Here is a 16235-nt window from a genome sequence, read left to right as displayed (position 1 = left end):
TAAGATATTTACCATAGTAGTAATTAGTAAGAGTGAATAGAATGTTAATCAATTGGGAGGGGGAAGTTATGTGCTGACGCACTGAAAATTATATGGGATTTAAAGAAAGTATTGGATTAATTTTGCTTAAAGATGTAAAATTTATTAATATGGGGGGTTATTATGGAAAGAGAACATATTTTAGTAGTTGAAGATGATGTGGATATTAATAATTTAATTAAGAAGACTTTAGAAAAGAGTGGCTATGAAGTGACTCAAGCTTTTTCAGGAAGTGAAGCTTCTTTAAGATTAGAAATAAATGATTTCAATATGATTTTACTAGATTTAATGTTACCAGGAATTACTGGAGAAGAACTTATAAAAAACATTAGGGCTAGGAAAGATATACCTGTGATAGTTATTTCAGCAAAAAGTTCTTTACAGGATAAGGTTAATGTTTTGAATATTGGTGCTGATGATTATATAACAAAGCCTTTTCAGGGTGAGGAAGTTATAGCTAGAGTAAATTCCCATCTAAGAAGATGCAGAAATACTATAGTTGAATGTGAGGTTGAAGAGAAACGACAATATAAATTTAAAGATTTAGTTTTAGAAGAGGTTTCTAGAGAAGTAAAGCTTGGGGGAGTAAGCTTAGCTTTAACAGGACATGAGTTTGAGATATTAAATATATTAATACAGAATCCAGACAAGGTTTATTCAAGAGAAATATTATATGAAAAGGTGTGGAAAAACGGATATTACGGTGAAGATAATAGTGTAAATGTTCATATAAGCAATATTAGAAGAAAAATTAAAGAAGTAGAGCCAAATGAAGAATATATAAAAACAGTATGGGGAATTGGATTTAAAATGTGTAAAAATTAAGAAAAAATCTTTAGACTTTCTTTAAACTTTCTTGAAGATTTATTTAAGGTATTTCTATATCATTAATAGTGTAGACAGGAAATATTAAAAATAATTTATAGAGGGTTTGGAAGGGGAAAATATGAGAGAAGTAATAAAGACTAATAATTTAGTCAAAGAATACGATGGGAATACTGTATTATCTAATATAAGTATTACTGTTAAACAAGGTGAAATTTATGGATTAGTAGGGGATAATGGAGCAGGTAAAACTACATTTCTTAGAATTTTAACGGGACAAAGTATACCTACCGGTGGAAGTATTGAATTACTATCTAAATCTAGTGAAAAAGATTTAAGCAATGCTAGAAGAAGGATGGGAACCATTATTGAAAGTCCAAGCTTTTATCCTAAGATGTCAATTGAAGAAAATATGGAATACTATAGACTTCAAAGAGGGATACCAGGCAAGGAATCCATTAATAAAGTTTTAAAAGAAGTGGGATTATTAGAGGCAAGGAAAAAGAAATTTTCCAATATATCACTAGGCATGAAGCAAAGATTAGGACTTGCCCTTGCATTAATGGGAGAGCCAGAGGTATTGCTTTTAGATGAACCAATTAATGGTTTAGATCCAAGTGGTATTATAGAAATTAGAAATTTATTATTAAAACTAAATAGAGAAAAGAAGATAACAATTATTATATCAAGTCATATATTATCTGAGTTAGCTAATGTTGTAACTTGCTATGGTTTTTTAAGTAAAGGAAAGTTAATAGAAGAATTAACAGCAGAGGAATTAAATGAAAGATGCAAAAGTTATTTAGAAATTAGAGTTACAAATGCTAAAAAATTATCTGCCCTTTTAGAAGAAAAGTTAGGATATAAAAATTATAAGGTTATGCCAGATGAAGTAATCCAATTGTTTGACAAGAATTTAATAGTAGAGGATATAAGTGAGTTAGCTGTAGTTAATGGAATAGGAATTAAAGGACTACATGAGAAAGCTATAGATCTTGAAAGCTATTATATGTCTTTGATTGGAGGAGTTAAAAATGCTTAATTATATTAGAAGTGAAATTTATCGTAATTTACGTTCAAAAGGAAATTATAGATTTATAGGTGGAGCCATGGCATTTGTTGTTTTATTAAATGTGATTTTGGGCATGTTTTTAAAGATGGATGCGGCTTTTCCATATGGAAACACAAAGTTTGCTTTTAGCAGTCTGTATGCAAGTTTAGCATTTCCTTTGATGCTTTGTATTGCTATAGCTAGTCTTGCCTTTGGTCAAGAATACAAGAATAGTACTTTAAAGAATTCAGTTTCTTTTGGTATTTCAAGGAGCAGCATTTATTTTAGTAAGTTTTTAATGAGTATAATATTATCTGTAATATCAATTGTTTGCATTAGTTTTGCTTTTATTATTAGTGCCTATGCACTTTTAGAAAATAGTGGAGTGGAGTATCTAAATATCTTAATTAGTTCACTAATGTCCTGTGCTCCCTTATTTTTAGTCAGCTTAACTGTAGCTCATTGTTTTTACTTTATTGTGGATACCGAGATGAATGTAATTGGGTTTTGGGTAATGATAGTTGCAGTAATACCCCAATTATTATCAATGGCGGGTCGTAGAAGTGAAATATGCAAGACCATAGCAAGTTATACTCCTTGGGTTATGGTAAGTGATGTTACTTTTAGTGAAGTTACTAATGAATTGGTTTTAGGATGGAGCACTCCAGGTGGACTATTAAAATGCATTATTGTAGGGATAGTAGGTTCGGCAGTATTTTATATGATAGGATTAGAGTTATTTAAGAAAAAAGAAATCAAATAAATTGAAGGAAGTGTGTAGAAAATGATATATATAATTACAATTTTAATTTTAATAATATTTTGCGTGTATTTTTCTACACGCTTTTTCTTGCTTTCTAAGAACATCAAAGTATCAACAAAGGAGTTTAGGGAAATTGGTGAAAATATTGAGTTAAATAGAAGGCTTACATATTTATCAGCAGACAAAAACTTTGAGAAATTATTAGTTGAAGTCAATGGATATTTAGAAAAAGCCCAGCTTGATAAAATTAGATATATGAGAAGAGAAAATGAGATAAGGCAAGAAATTGAAAATATATCTCACGATTTAAGAACTCCTTTAACTTCTATTTTAGGGTATTTAGAGCTTATGGATGATGAAGATTTGAGTGAGAAAGATAAAAAAGAATATTTATCAATTATAGAAAGAAGAGCCAAGGGACTGCATAAGTTGGTTCAGACATTTTATGATGTATCTAGGTTAGAAGCTAATGGATATAAGATGAACATAGAAAAGGTAGATATAAACAAAGAGTTAAAAGAAAATATACTTTTATTTTATAATGACTTTGAAAGTAAAGGCATAGATGTAGAAATAGAATTGTTAAATGAAGAATTATATGTAGAAGCAGATAAAAATGATTTAGATAGAATTTTTACTAATTTACTACAAAATGCAATTAAATATAGTAAATCTATTTTTAAAGTATCTTTAGAAAAAGTAGAGGATAAAGTAGTTATTACATTTTCCAATAATACTGAAGGAGTAAGTGAAGAAGAATTTCAGTGTCTATTTAATAGATTTTATATGAAGAACACTTCAAGAAATAATTCAAGTTCAGGCCTTGGTCTTACTGTTACAAAGCTTCTAATAGAAGAAATGGGCGGAGAAATCCAAGCTGAAATAAAAGAAAGCGGTGAAGAAATTAAGGCTGAAATAAAAGAAAATTGGATAAGATTTACTGTGATTTATCCAGTATGTTAAGTATAGCAATGTGGAAATTTAATGAATTGTATATATGTTTTAATTTTATATATTCTGGTAAGAGGCATACCTAGTATTAATAATAGTACACCTAAATTAATACTAACCCATTACATGTATAAATATATCTAAGGGGGATTATATGTTTATAAGAATAAAAAAAATGAAATTGTCGAGGCTATATGTGAATTGTTATGGAAAAGGGAATCCAACTGTCGTATTTGAATCAGGGCTAGGTTGTACTCATTTTGACTGGAAGGTAGTGCAAAATCAAATTTCAAAAGATACAAGAACCTTTTCTTATGATAGAGCAGGTCTCGGAAATAGTGATAAAGGTGATTTGCCAAGAACCAGCTTAGACCAGGTTCATGAGTTGCATACTGCTTTAAATAAAGCAAAGGTTAAAGCCCCTTATATTATAGTTGCGCATTCAATTGGAGGATATAATGCAAGATTATTCGCAGGTACATACCCTGAAGAGGTATCTGGCATTATATTTGTTGATTGTTCACATGAAAATCAATTTGAAGATAGGTTGAAACGTTCTTCTGTAAATGAAATAGAAGTGGTGAAAAGCCAGTTGATTGGTGAAGAGCAAACTTTTGATGAACTACTAATTAGTGCTAAGCAAGTAAAGGAAATAAGAAAAAAGGATGCATTAAGGAATATTCCAATAATTATCCTAACGGCGGACCATAAAGGTGAAGAATCTGCTGCCATTTCGGAAGAAATCTGGTTAAACTATCAAAATGACCTAGTAACATTATCAGATTATAGTAAACACATCATCGTTGAGGATTGTGGTCATTATATACAGAAGGATAAGCCCCAGGTTGTAATTGATGCAATAAAAGAGATAGTTAATGGAATGAGTAAATAGATTCAGCAGTATATGATATTTCAATACACTATGAGAGATTAGTTGAAAATAAGTTTCAATAAGTTTAAATATAAAAATATGATATATAGTAATATGTTATCAACCATGGGTTTTGTCGGAAATGTTGGCTCTACACAGCTCAGATGATATTAATATAGATTGCCTAGTACAATCCCTACATCTGAAATTTATTTTAACATATCGACAATCTCATCTTTAGATTTCATCTTATCTTTATATCCACCTTCAAACTCTTTTGGTATTTGTTGCTTCCAATTAGAATTTTCTAGCTTATATTTGCCTTGATATTCACCTACTGGTGCGTAACATGGATTACCATCTAATGGTGGTGTTTGTAAAGCAAATATTATTACATGCTCATTTATATCCATAGGTGCAATCCCATCTGTTATGAGTTTGGTTGGTTTCATATCCTTTAATGAAATGGCTTCATTTGGAAACTTCTTCTTATATTCATCTAATAAAACTTCTGGTGAGAAAATTCCTCCTGTTTCTATAACACATATATTTTTTTCTTTTTCTAATGTACCATCATTTTTAAAAATTTCTACTATTTCTACGTTTGAAACTGTATAAGGTATATCTTCAATCATTCGTGAACTTGTATTTTTAACAATCCCTTCTACAATTATAGTTGGATCTTTTTTTAATTCGTTTATACTATCGTATTTCTTAGTCAAACCTAAATGCGAGTCTATAATGTCATATTTAATATCGTCATTAAATAATCCTATTGTATTATTTAAAACTGCTAGATTATTTGTATCTAAATTAGACTCTGAATCCTTAATCTTACTATAAGTATTAAAATAAAATATAGTAATTATTAATACTATTGTTATACTAGAATATTTTATTGTTTTTTTCATTTTAATTTTCTCCATTTACTTTATTAATATATTCTATTTATAGCTTTACAATCTTCCACACTAGGTCCCCCATCTAAAATTCCTGCAAGATGTCTATACATAACACTTCCTGGAATCTCATTATCATCTAATCCGAAGCAATGTCCAATCTCATGTGCTGCTGCAAATACCTTAGTACTCATAAGTAAGCTGGTAATTATGCTTATTGTGATTATTAATCCCCTTTTTTTTACTTTTCATACCCAATTATAGATTGTACACTTTTAATATTAAAGCTTACCTTTACGATATTTACCACTAGCTTTACCCTAACTTGCTATATTTTTACTTACTAGTCTTGCATAATACTATCCATATTATAAACATAGAAGAAGAAGGCATCCAAGCTTCTACCTGAATAAAATGTACCCTATAATGTGGACATGTTTACTTATAAAACAACTAATTAAGAAATTTAAAGTTTTGCCAGATGAGTATAGAGAAAAAATAAAAGAACTATCTAGTGAGACTCTTGAGGTTATAGGTACAGAAATCTTTGATATGGAGTCCGTTGAAGATTTAAAGAAATATCTTTAGACGGGTGAAAATTATCATGGCAGATATCAAATGTGAAATAGAAAAAGAATTAAGGTAGAGTATACGGTACACAATTTATAGGTAAAGCAAAACAGATAATAAAAGAGAATCTTTGAAAGTAGAATAGTATGATATTTTTAAATATGTTATAATATGGATATTAAAATGGAGGTTTAAAATGTAATGGTAGATAATTACGTATAATAATATATAAGTTATTTATTATTATATAGAAACTAATAGTATTATAGGAGGAATTTTATTTTGGAAAAATGGGAGTATACAACTATTAAAATTCAACTTCAGGGATTTCAGGGAGGTATATTGGAAATAGAAGATTTTGACTACGAACTCAATAAACTCGGACAACAAGGTTGGGAATTAGTATCTTGCTTTTCTACAAATGCAGCACAGGGTTATGGCAGAGAGGCAATAGCAGTTTTTAAGAGAAGAAATTAGTAGGAGTTTTCATTGGTAGTCCCTGTGTCACATTATTCTTATAACATTCAAGAATTATAAAATTAAATGATTTCTCAAATGCCGTATTATTCAAAGTGAATATGCAGTATTTTTATTGTGCAATTTATAGGTAAAGCAAAGCAGATAATAAAAGAGGATCTTTGAAAGTTGAATAGTGTGGCATTTGAAAATATGTTATAATATGGATATGTGCGAGCTGTGAAAAGCACTCGATAGAGTGTGGATTCCACTTAACAATTAAATGAATAATTGTAGAAAAAGACGTACTAAATAAGTTATGTATTCTATTTTAGGGGGTGGACTTGTGACTGATAACAATAGGCTTTATTGGCTTGGAAATGAAGATATGTCTCTTAATAAACATACAATTAGAATATGTGGAGAAATAACTCTTGGGTACTATGGAGGTAATTCTGATAGTGGTGCATATAAAAATGAGGATGCTGCATTGATACTTTGTAGCAGTGACAGTGCTTGGCGATTTGCCTTGCTACTTGATGCACATGCAACAAGCGAAAGTGCTAACTTAGTTCTTGAAACAATAAAAAAAGAACAATATCATTTAGAGCAAATTTTAGATATGCCAATTCAGAATGTTTTTACACAATTGCATAAGTTCTTTTTTAATATATTTAACAGTAAAGAATTTAAAGAAAAGTGTAAATATATAAAAGGCGAGACTGCATGCCTAATAGTTGCTCAAAAAGAACAATATCTCTGGTGGATGTCTATAGGAGATAATCTTGTATATTTATTTCATCCAGAACTTATAGAATTAAATCAATTCGCACTTAACCAAAGACAATTCTATGAGTGGGTTGGCAAAGTAAATACTTTTGACTTAGATATTCCTTGCTATACAACAGGAACGAGATTATTAAGAGAAGGTCAGAACTACATATATTTAGTTACTGACGGAGTATTAGAATGTGGAAATAGAACATTTGAAAATGGCAAACAATTATGTGAAATACTAACATTTGATAGTAGTATATCCCAAAATATATCAAGAGTTTTTAATGAGGTGCATAAACAAAAAGGTAGAGATAGTGCTACGATAATTGGTTGGTCTTATTTTAATAATCATGAGGCACCAAAACCTACTGGTTAATCCCCCTCATAGTTATTATATTTTAAAGACAAATCTCATATCAAAAATTAGCATAGGCTTTATTTCGCAATGTTCTTTTAACATTCAACAATTGTAAAATTAAATGATTTCTCAGCATACCGTGTTATTCAAAGCGAATATGCGGTATTTTTGTTGTGCAATTTGAAATTACGTAGTAGACCATTTTGTTGACCTCAACAAAATGATAGGAGGAAGTTAAATAATAAAAGGACACTCTATTGTGTCCCTTTATCAATAAATATTTCACCGTTACCAACTATTACAATTCTATATTCAGGTTTAAGGGGAATCAAATTATATTTAGCTGAATTAGGTTCTAGACGAATAGATTGTATTATAAGTTGATTTTCATCATAAAGAGTAAGGTAAACACTATCAGTTGGTGAGATGTTTTGGACGATATAAGTTTCATTTGCTGAAAAATTAAAATCAGCTGCTTTATAAACGCCCTCTTTAAATGTGTTGGCAGCAAATGCGGGAGTTGTAATAAATGTACTAAATACTAATGTCATTAAAATTAATAACATAGTAGCAATTTTTTTCATAGTATAACCACCTTTCAAACTTATTTTGTGTAATATTAATAATAATATACAGATTTGTGGTTTAAGAAATAGGTTATATATGGTGAATAATTCAAGGATAAAGTAGAGCAGACAATACAACATAATCTTTCTTTAATACTGAAACATTAATTTAATATTTAATACACATAGCATTTTTAAACTAAACATTATATATAAATATATTATAATCTATTATTTGAGGAAAACATTTATGGATATTTTTGATTTATCTCCAGAAGACCTTTCTGCCTTAGCATTAGCTATATCTATAGGATTGGCAAAACAATATACTGAAGACCAATTGGAAATACTATCAGCCCTTTTGAATATTATAGGTGATACCTTAGGTTTAATTCAAACTCAGAGGAGCAATTTAGCTGAAAAGTATAATTCAAGTAAATCAGATTCTAAAGAGGAGTGAATTCTGTAGTTGCAATAATGAATAACATCATTATAAGACGTAATAACTATAAAACTAACTAATTTCGTAGATACCGTATTATTTAGCAAGGAACTGACCACTGTTTACTTGACAGGGGACAGTTTAAATGGAATAGTATGGTATTTGAAAATATGCTACAATATGGATATAACAAACGGATTTAAATTGTAGTTGTAAGGTAGTGTGAAGCGTTAAAATTAAGAATTTGATTATACATTTAATGGTATATAAGTGGGCTTGTGTATATAATAATTATACTGTTTTAATAAAAAAAACTATGAGGTAGGGGGACTTATCATGTCAAAAGATATATTTAATAAAGAGTGTGAAGCTAGAATTAAGTTAGCAAGAGAAATTGCGAGTAAATGTTCAATAGAATATGGAAGGGAAATTATTATTGTTGGTTCTGTTTCAAGAAATCTTGCAGATGAAGATTCTGATATTGAAATAGAATTTTTAGTAGATAATTTAATATCAGAAGAAAATATGGTTAATTGGATTAAACATATTGGAGGAACAGATATACATCCCTATGGTGTACCAATAGGGGATGGCTCAGTTTGGATAATATTCAAGTATAAAGATTATTGGATTGAAGCAGGATGGCAGACTATTAGTAGCATGAAAAATAACATAAATTCAATTATAGAAGGTAAAGTAATTACCCATGATAAACTTATTCTTGTTTCAGTATTAAAAGATGTAATTTTTATCAGAGATAATGGTATATTAAGTGATTTACAAGGACAATTAAATCTTTATCCAGAAGAACTTCAGAAAGATATTATAGCAAACACAATTGAACCTTGGACTATGGGTTTGGCAATAGAAGTTAGAAAAATGCTAGCTAAGAGAGAGGATAAAATGCCATTCCTTCAAAGAATGATACCAGATATTCAAAAGATTTTAAGAATATTATATGCAATAAATAGACAGTGGGAACCAGATTGGAAATGGACAAAACATATAATCAGTAATCTGGAGATAAAACCACAAAATCTAGAAGAGCGAATAGATTCAATTATATGTATAAAAGATACTAAAGAGAATTTGAAGAATTGTTTTGAGTTAATAAAGGATACATTATTACTTATACCAAAAGATCTTGAACTAGGTGAGACAGTTGCAGATATATTAAAAAATATTGATACAACTACAATAGTATAGTATTGTACAGCAATTATAAATTTATTAAGAAAGTAGGGATAACATGGAAAATTTAGTTGTATTAGAAATGGGAAAATATATGATTGATAACTGTGTTGATTTATTTATTTTTAGAGAGGTAATTTAAAATGAGAAAAAAATATTTAATTGTTATGGCAATTACTTTTATTTTTTGTATTACTGGTTGTAGTAATTCAAGTTCAAATATTGATAATTATCTTAATAGTGGGACGTGGATTGATTCAAAGGCAAAAGACATTATGCCAAAGCTGGAGGATTTGCCTGAATATGAGGATATCAAATACAAATATAAACATAAGTCCATGTTAATTTTTTCATCTGACTCCGTTGCCCTTGTTGTGAGCTATGATGATAATACATTTGATAGTGAAAAAGAGAAATTAGATGAACAATATACTTTTTTAGATAAAAAAATCAAGTCTAGTTTTGATGAAAGTAAATATTACATTCCTGAATATGAGTTTTCAGTAGAGAGTTATAATTTTAGAGTTATAGATGAAAATGGTACTTCTAACACGGAATTTCCTAAATTTTTTGGAATGATTGGAATATCTGAAGAGAAAAAAAGTATAGCATATTTGTATTTTTGTGATGGAGATTTAGATTATATAGGAGTAGAAAATGAAAAAAATCCTATGGCTGATTTTGTTAAGCAATATTTTAAATATAAATTTTAGCTATAAATTTTATTTTGAAGACGCTAATAGACAAAACATATAATTATATCACCATTCTCTGATATTGCAATAAGAGTGATAGGTGGCATAATGCTTATTGATTTATGTGTTTTAAGTTATAGCACAGTAAAGTTAAAAAGTAACAGTAAGTAAGGAGATTAATATGTGTACGAAAAGAACAGTATACTTTATTGAAGGATTACCTGGCACTGGAAAATCAACTATTTCTAAGTGGCTACATGAAAAAACTGGTGCAAAATGTATTTTAGAAAGCGACTTAAATTATCCTAATGATTTATGCAATGTAGCAGGTATTCCATTAGATGTTTATAAGGCAATTTATTGCAATTTTCCAATTATATCCGATTTTATTGAGCAACATGGTATGTATATATATGTAAATATTGAAGAGGTAAGAAACTGTTTTCCAAATGAACATAAATTATTGAGTATATTATCGGAATGGGATATTGGAGATGAATTTAATCCACATATGAAACTTTCACATTATATTCCATGTAGTTTAGAATTTTTTAATAATCGTTTTACTCAATTAGAGCAAAATTATCATAGCATAATATTTGATAGTGTGTGGCTTCAGAACCCTATAAATGAACTTCTTTCAAGAAATGCAGATAGTGAAACTATAATAGAATATTGTTCTTCACTCGCAGAAATGTTGAAAAAGTTTAGCCTTTCCTGTATTTATTTAAAACGAGATAGTGCTGATGAAACAATTAAATTTGCAAGTTATGCAAAAGGAGAAGGATGGACACCTCGTGTTACTGAGTTGTTCACTAAGACACCTTATGGAATCACTCATAAATTAGAGGGATTTAATGGCTTAATTAAATATTTCTTAGAAAGATCAAAAATTGAAGAAGAAATATTATCCCGTAGAATTATAAAGTGTTTACAATATACTGTTGATGAAAATAATTGGGATAAAGTAAAAGAATTAATATGGGAAGATTTAAAGAATAATAGAATTATTCAAACCTATACGGGTAAATAATAAGCTATGCAAATACAAGGGGGATTTTCCCTAATTAAATGTTAGAAATAATACAAAATATAGAAAGGGATGGTACCTTTGAAACAAATAAGGATATTTAAAAATACCAATAATGTTTGTTTAATGACCGAGGTAAATGATTTTATCAAGAGTAATAAAGTTAAAATTAATGATATTCAATATAGCTCCACCGGTGGTAGTTTTATGTTTTCAACTGAATATTCTGTTATGGTTGTTATTGAAGAAGAGACTATATAAAGTTAATACACATTCTTCTTTTATATTGTGTAAATCTAATAAATACTATACATGCAACTTTGTAATTTAAAGAGTAATAAACATCTGTAAGCATATAAAAAAACACGAGGTGATTGAAGTGAACGATGAAATAGTAATTCGTGAAATGAAAGAATGTGATTTAGATGAAGCCCTTAAATTATGGATAATATCTTTCAATGCAGGGTTTTCAACAAATTTTGATACCAAAGAAATTCTAATAAAGTACCTAAATAGAAATCCTGAATTTAGTTCAGTAGCATGTACAAAGGACGGGAAAATAGTTGGTGCTTTAATGTGTGGACATGATGGTAGAAGAGGATCTATTTATCATACAGCAGTTTATGATGAATATAGAAATAAAGGTATTGGGAAAAGGATGGAGCAACGTTCTTTACAAGAATTAAGGAGAGTTGGTATTACTACAGGATTTTTATTTGTTAACGTCAATAATCCTGGTTCAGAAGAATTTTGGAACTCCATAGGATGGACTGTTATCCCAAATATAAAATATTTATATAAGGAGTTTTAGGTTAGTTCTCATTCTCATATTACTTTAAAGCAGCGCCAAATATTTTTGGACAATAAGATTAAACAACTAATTAAGAAGTTTAAAGTTTTGTCAGATGAGTATAGAGAAAAAATAAAAGAATTATCTAGTGAGGTTCTTGAGGTTATAGGTACAGAAATCTTTGATATGGAGTCCGTTGAAGATTTAAAGAAATATCTTTAGACAGGTGAAGATTATCATGGCAGATATCAAATGTGAAATAGAAAAAGAATTAAGGTAGAGTATAATTAATATACGATCTAGTGAACGATGGTATTAAATTATGAGCAATTTTCTCATATGGGAAGTGATTATTATTTATATTTGAAGGGGTGATAGAAAAAAGAATAATTCTTAGTTTTCCTAGTAAGAAGTAAGGATAATTTGTTTTTAGAGAGGTGATTTTAAATGAGAAGAAGATATTTAATTCTTATGGTAATTGCTTTTGTTCTTTGTATTACCGGTTGCAGTAATTCAAGTTCAAATATTGATAATTATCTTAATAGTGGTACACAGATTGATTCAATGTCTAAAGATATTATGCCAGAGCTAGATGATTTGCCTGAATATGAGAATATCGAATACAGATATAAACATAAATCCATGTTAATTTTTGCAGCTGACTCCGTTGCCCTTGTTGTGAGCTATGATGATAATACATTTGAGAGTGAAAAAGAGAAATTAGATGAACAATATACTTTTTTAGATAAAAAAATTAAGTGTAATTTGGATGAAAGTAAATATTACATTCCTGAATATGAGTTTTCAGTAGAGAGTTATACTTTTAGAATTATAGATGAAAATGGCACTTCTAATACGGATTTTCCTAAATCCTTTGGAATGATTGGAATATCTGAAGAGAAAAAAAGTATAGCATATTTGTATTTTTATGATCAGGATTTAGATTATATAGGACACGAAAATGAAAAAAATCCTATGGCTAATTTCGTTAGGATATATTTTAAATATAAATTTTAATCAAAAATAAAGATAATGTTTAATCTTCAAAATGTGTAGTAGGATTATTTATCTAATAAAGGGGGATAGCAAAATGGATAAAAACAAAAAAGTAGTGGTAATTATAATATGTGCATTTATGATGGTGAATACTTGGACAACACTATCAATGAAAGAACAGATAAAAAATCTAGAAAATGAGATTGGCACCATGCATTCTCGATTTAGCAATGAAATTATTAATACTGGTCAGGATATAAATAATTTGAGAAATGATTTGGTAAGTAAAATTGAAAAAGGTGAAAGTCTTTTGTCATCTTATGAAACAGAAGCCGAATACAAAAACCAGCAGATTGTATATACAGTTAAAGTTGTGCCAAAAGAAAAGCGTATTGATGAAATAATATTTCTGTCTTTAGGAGATGAAAAGAAAGAGGCCATTTCTACTAATGGTTCAGACTATACAGCAAGTTTTGTGATTACAATGCCTCAAAAGATTATTCCTATTATTTCATTTGAATCACCAACAGGCGTGAGGCAAGAAGTTTTATCAGAAACAAATCTACATGAATTATTTTCCTTAGGTTTTGAGAGTAGTTGGGAAAATCAAAACAGTTCTTCTGAGAAGGATAAAGCAATGCTTGCACTTACAATCTATGCTCAAGATGAAAGGTCACATTCTCTACTAAGCGAAACACCTACTGCTACAATTGTAATTAAAGATATTTCTACTGATACTGAGATAGGTCGTATGGAGATGCAATCCACAGAAGTCAACCCAATGTTCAATAAAGAATTAAATGCTATTTCCTTTAATGCAGATTTAAGTGATTATAGCAAAAAAGAAGGTTCATACAATGTCTGGATAGAAATAAAAACTAACGGCGATATTTTTTATTGTGAACAAATTGCTACTTTTAATTATGATGGAAAGTACAGTTCAGGATTAGGGAGCTCGTCAGGAATATTATATCCTGTTTGGTAACACTCTTTATTGAATAGAAAGTGAAAAATTATCAGAATTAATGGGGGCAGTAGACGGTGTAACAGCTGCCACAACAATAAAATTTATAGAGCATAAATTATTACTTTGGGACTATTTTTAGTCCCATTTTTTATTGCAAAGTAAAGATATAATAAGTTGACTTTTTATCGAAAAATACATAAGTCAAATTAAAATATCATGGATAAAATATAGTAAATACAACCATTGAAAGCACTTGTTTCAGTTATGAATCAATTACTATGTGCACTTATAATTTTAAAAAAATATTGTATATAAAATAGAAGTAACCCTAAAATATTTAAGGGTTACTTAAAAGGAATAGTTAATCTTTTCTGGAGTCTAATATAAACTTTAATAAATCACTTACGCTTTCTTTATCATTAATATCATTATAGAAATCTAAAAGTTTAAATACTGGTGTTATACTAGCATCGACAATATTTAATGAGATAAGTTCCAGAAGTTCATTTTTGAAACTATTTATTTTAGATAAGTTTTCTTCTTTTATAAGTATATCTAAAAGCTCAGTTAGAGATTTAACTAGTATAACTATATTTTTATGATATTTAGCAACCTTTATAGATTTTTCATAGAATTGAGTGGAAAGGTCTAGATTACTGATTAAATTACTAGATAAGCCTATTTGATTATAAGCATTTGCACTATGAGAACTTTCCTCTACCTCACTATAATTATTCATTAGATAAATCAGTTTATCTATATAAATTCTCACATTCTTCGTATCCTTTAACACGGTATAAATATCAAGGATATTTCCCGTAATTAATATGATGTTTTCAGTGTCATTATAATCTAAAGTGCTTAACATATGTTCATTTAATTTAAAGGCATCATTATAAAATTTTTTATATCTAAGGCAATTTACCTTTAACACATTAAGTTCGAAAACATCTTTTTTAGTTAAATTTTTAAAGGCGGTTTCAATGTGTTCAAGTTCAATTAAGGCCTTATCATATTCTTTAAGATACATATGAGCTAAGATGTTATTATGCAATGCCTTATATTTTAAGTCTACTGGTATGGTGTCATTGTATACTAGGGCTAAATTATTAAAATCCATAGCTTCCTTATATTTGCATAGACGCAAGCATACATTTCCTATCTTTTGAAGAAGTTTAAATAGTCTAATATCGTTAAATAATCTATTATGGTTTTCAAAAGCCTTTATATAGTAAACATAACTCCTATTATAATCCTTTTGTTTTCTAAGTATATCTCCTATTTTTTCATATATAATCATTTTCTTTTCAGGAACATCAAATTTGATTAAAAATATTTCTATTTCCTGAATATCTTTAGTGAAATCTTTTGAAATATTATCTTCATTGATGGATAAAAAATTTATATACTGGCTAGCAATTTTGTTAGTTTGAGAGTTTATGTCCTCTAGTAAGTATTCTGCATTTAAAGTAAAATCTATGCCTCTTTCTTTGCATATTCCATTTATGTTATATGCAATTATACGTGCTACCGTGGGGGTAAGGTTCGATCTATCATTTTCAATTATACTTATAAGCTCACGGGTTATGTCGCCTCCTGCAATTTCCTTTTGGTTAATTTTCAACTCTTTTCTAATTCTTCGAATTTTTTGACCTGGTGATAAAATTTCCATATTATTAATCTCCTTGTTAGTATTTAATGCTAAAAAAACTTTATGTATCAAGTGATTCTTATATTCAGATGGAGCCTGCTTAAGAGGAATACAAAACTACAGCTGGATGTTAGAAGAACTTATCTAGGGTCGTGCCCGCTGTTATCCCACATTTAAAAAAAGATGGGGGTGTTACAGCGGCTAGACATCAGATAAACAAAATCAAAATACATTTTTGTATATTAATACTATATTAAAAAAATTATCATACCATTTAAAATAAAACAAGTAAAACAAAAGCTTTACAAAAAATACACATTATGGTATATTGAAAATGTAAAAGAAAA

At 28.7% G+C, this 16235-nt stretch carries 21 protein-coding genes; 17 read left to right on the top strand and 4 right to left on the bottom strand.

Going from position 1 to position 16235, the window contains the following annotated elements; genetic code table 11:
- The first annotated feature begins 159 nt into the window (after window positions 1-159).
- The 5 genes from RSD37_RS03625 to RSD37_RS03605 all read left to right on the top strand — a co-directional run bounded on the left by RSD37_RS03625 (window position 160) and on the right by RSD37_RS03605 (window position 4521).
- Window positions 160-864, top strand: coding sequence for a response regulator transcription factor (locus RSD37_RS03625; protein WP_346945367.1), 705 nt, complete (start codon window positions 160-162; stop codon window positions 862-864).
- 121 nt (window positions 865-985) lie between these two features.
- Window positions 986-1906: an ABC transporter ATP-binding protein gene (locus tag RSD37_RS03620; RefSeq protein ID WP_346945331.1), complete on the top strand. Its 921-nt coding sequence runs from the start codon at window positions 986-988 to the stop codon at window positions 1904-1906.
- On the top strand, window positions 1899-2678 hold the full coding sequence (locus RSD37_RS03615; RefSeq protein ID WP_346945330.1) for an ABC transporter permease: 780 nt from the start codon (window positions 1899-1901) through the stop codon (window positions 2676-2678). Before RSD37_RS03620 ends, RSD37_RS03615 begins: the two co-directional genes overlap by 8 nt.
- Window positions 2679-2699: 21 nt before the next feature.
- Window positions 2700-3641, top strand: a complete 942-nt coding sequence (locus RSD37_RS03610) for a HAMP domain-containing sensor histidine kinase (protein WP_346945329.1) — start codon at window positions 2700-2702, stop codon at window positions 3639-3641.
- 142 nt (window positions 3642-3783) lie between these two features.
- Window positions 3784-4521, top strand: a complete 738-nt coding sequence (locus RSD37_RS03605) for an alpha/beta hydrolase (protein WP_346945328.1) — start codon at window positions 3784-3786, stop codon at window positions 4519-4521.
- Window positions 4522-4709: 188 nt separating this feature from the next.
- Here RSD37_RS03605 and RSD37_RS03600 read toward each other — a convergent pair whose 3' ends face one another.
- Together RSD37_RS03600 and RSD37_RS03595 are read right to left on the bottom strand one after the other, a co-directional pair.
- A complete protein-coding gene (locus tag RSD37_RS03600) occupies window positions 4710-5411 on the bottom strand; it encodes a hypothetical protein (protein ID WP_346945327.1) in 702 nt (233 codons plus the stop codon).
- 23 nt (window positions 5412-5434) lie between these two features.
- Window positions 5435-5593: a matrixin family metalloprotease gene (locus RSD37_RS03595; RefSeq protein WP_346945326.1), complete on the bottom strand. Its 159-nt coding sequence runs from the start codon at window positions 5591-5593 to the stop codon at window positions 5435-5437.
- Window positions 5594-5825: 232 nt separating this feature from the next.
- Between RSD37_RS03595 and RSD37_RS03590 the strand changes: the two genes are divergently transcribed.
- The 3 genes from RSD37_RS03590 to RSD37_RS03580 all read left to right on the top strand — a co-directional run bounded on the left by RSD37_RS03590 (window position 5826) and on the right by RSD37_RS03580 (window position 7578).
- Window positions 5826-5987, top strand: a complete 162-nt coding sequence (locus RSD37_RS03590) for a DUF4351 domain-containing protein (protein ID WP_346945325.1) — start codon at window positions 5826-5828, stop codon at window positions 5985-5987.
- 264 nt (window positions 5988-6251) lie between these two features.
- Window positions 6252-6446 carry a DUF4177 domain-containing protein gene (locus RSD37_RS03585; RefSeq protein ID WP_346945324.1) on the top strand — a complete coding sequence of 65 codons (195 nt, stop codon included), beginning with the start codon at window positions 6252-6254 and terminating at the stop codon, window positions 6444-6446.
- A 325-nt stretch (window positions 6447-6771) separates the two neighbouring features.
- Entirely contained in the window at window positions 6772-7578 is an 807-nt protein-coding gene (locus RSD37_RS03580; RefSeq protein ID WP_346945323.1) for a protein phosphatase 2C domain-containing protein, read from the top strand.
- A gap of 236 nt (window positions 7579-7814) precedes the next feature.
- Here the strand turns inward: RSD37_RS03580 and RSD37_RS03575 are convergent, their stop codons facing one another.
- Window positions 7815-8144 (bottom strand): hypothetical protein, encoded by a 330-nt coding sequence (locus RSD37_RS03575; protein ID WP_346945322.1) that lies wholly within the window; start codon window positions 8142-8144, stop codon window positions 7815-7817.
- 232 nt (window positions 8145-8376) lie between these two features.
- Here RSD37_RS03575 and RSD37_RS03570 point away from each other — a divergent pair, with 232 nt between their 5' ends.
- The 9 genes from RSD37_RS03570 (at window position 8377) to RSD37_RS03530 (ending at window position 14255) form a co-directional block, all read left to right on the top strand.
- Window positions 8377-8586 carry a DUF6774 domain-containing protein gene (locus RSD37_RS03570; protein ID WP_346945321.1) on the top strand — a complete coding sequence of 70 codons (210 nt, stop codon included), beginning with the start codon at window positions 8377-8379 and terminating at the stop codon, window positions 8584-8586.
- Between the two features lie 318 nt (window positions 8587-8904).
- The gene (locus tag RSD37_RS03565; RefSeq protein ID WP_346945320.1) at window positions 8905-9774 is read left to right on the top strand and encodes a DUF4037 domain-containing protein; all 870 of its coding nucleotides are present in this window, start codon (window positions 8905-8907) and stop codon (window positions 9772-9774) included.
- Window positions 9775-9902: 128 nt separating this feature from the next.
- Window positions 9903-10472 (top strand): hypothetical protein, encoded by a 570-nt coding sequence (locus RSD37_RS03560; protein WP_346945319.1) that lies wholly within the window; start codon window positions 9903-9905, stop codon window positions 10470-10472.
- A 163-nt stretch (window positions 10473-10635) separates the two neighbouring features.
- Window positions 10636-11487, top strand: coding sequence for a hypothetical protein (locus RSD37_RS03555; RefSeq protein ID WP_346945318.1), 852 nt, complete (start codon window positions 10636-10638; stop codon window positions 11485-11487).
- A 78-nt stretch (window positions 11488-11565) separates the two neighbouring features.
- Window positions 11566-11745 carry a hypothetical protein gene (locus tag RSD37_RS03550; RefSeq protein ID WP_346945317.1) on the top strand — a complete coding sequence of 60 codons (180 nt, stop codon included), beginning with the start codon at window positions 11566-11568 and terminating at the stop codon, window positions 11743-11745.
- Window positions 11746-11863: 118 nt separating this feature from the next.
- Window positions 11864-12295 carry an N-acetyltransferase gene (locus tag RSD37_RS03545; RefSeq protein WP_346945316.1) on the top strand — a complete coding sequence of 144 codons (432 nt, stop codon included), beginning with the start codon at window positions 11864-11866 and terminating at the stop codon, window positions 12293-12295.
- Between the two features lie 45 nt (window positions 12296-12340).
- The gene (locus tag RSD37_RS03540) at window positions 12341-12496 is read left to right on the top strand and encodes a DUF4351 domain-containing protein (RefSeq protein WP_346945315.1); all 156 of its coding nucleotides are present in this window, start codon (window positions 12341-12343) and stop codon (window positions 12494-12496) included.
- A gap of 225 nt (window positions 12497-12721) precedes the next feature.
- Window positions 12722-13291 carry a hypothetical protein gene (locus RSD37_RS03535; protein ID WP_346945314.1) on the top strand — a complete coding sequence of 190 codons (570 nt, stop codon included), beginning with the start codon at window positions 12722-12724 and terminating at the stop codon, window positions 13289-13291.
- Between the two features lie 73 nt (window positions 13292-13364).
- Window positions 13365-14255, top strand: coding sequence for a hypothetical protein (locus RSD37_RS03530; RefSeq protein WP_346945313.1), 891 nt, complete (start codon window positions 13365-13367; stop codon window positions 14253-14255).
- A gap of 343 nt (window positions 14256-14598) precedes the next feature.
- On the opposite strand, the gene RSD37_RS03525 is transcribed toward RSD37_RS03530, so the two are convergent.
- A complete protein-coding gene (locus tag RSD37_RS03525; RefSeq protein WP_346945312.1) occupies window positions 14599-15909 on the bottom strand; it encodes a helix-turn-helix transcriptional regulator in 1311 nt (436 codons plus the stop codon).
- Between the last annotated feature and the right edge of the window lie 326 nt (window positions 15910-16235).

The sequence above is a fragment of the Clostridium sp. genome (assembly GCF_036646415.1).
In the GTDB taxonomy this organism is placed as follows: Bacteria; Bacillota; Clostridia; order Clostridiales; family Clostridiaceae; genus Clostridium_J.
Note: the sequence above shows the minus strand (reverse complement) of the source record. Positions and strands in the feature narration are given on the sequence as shown.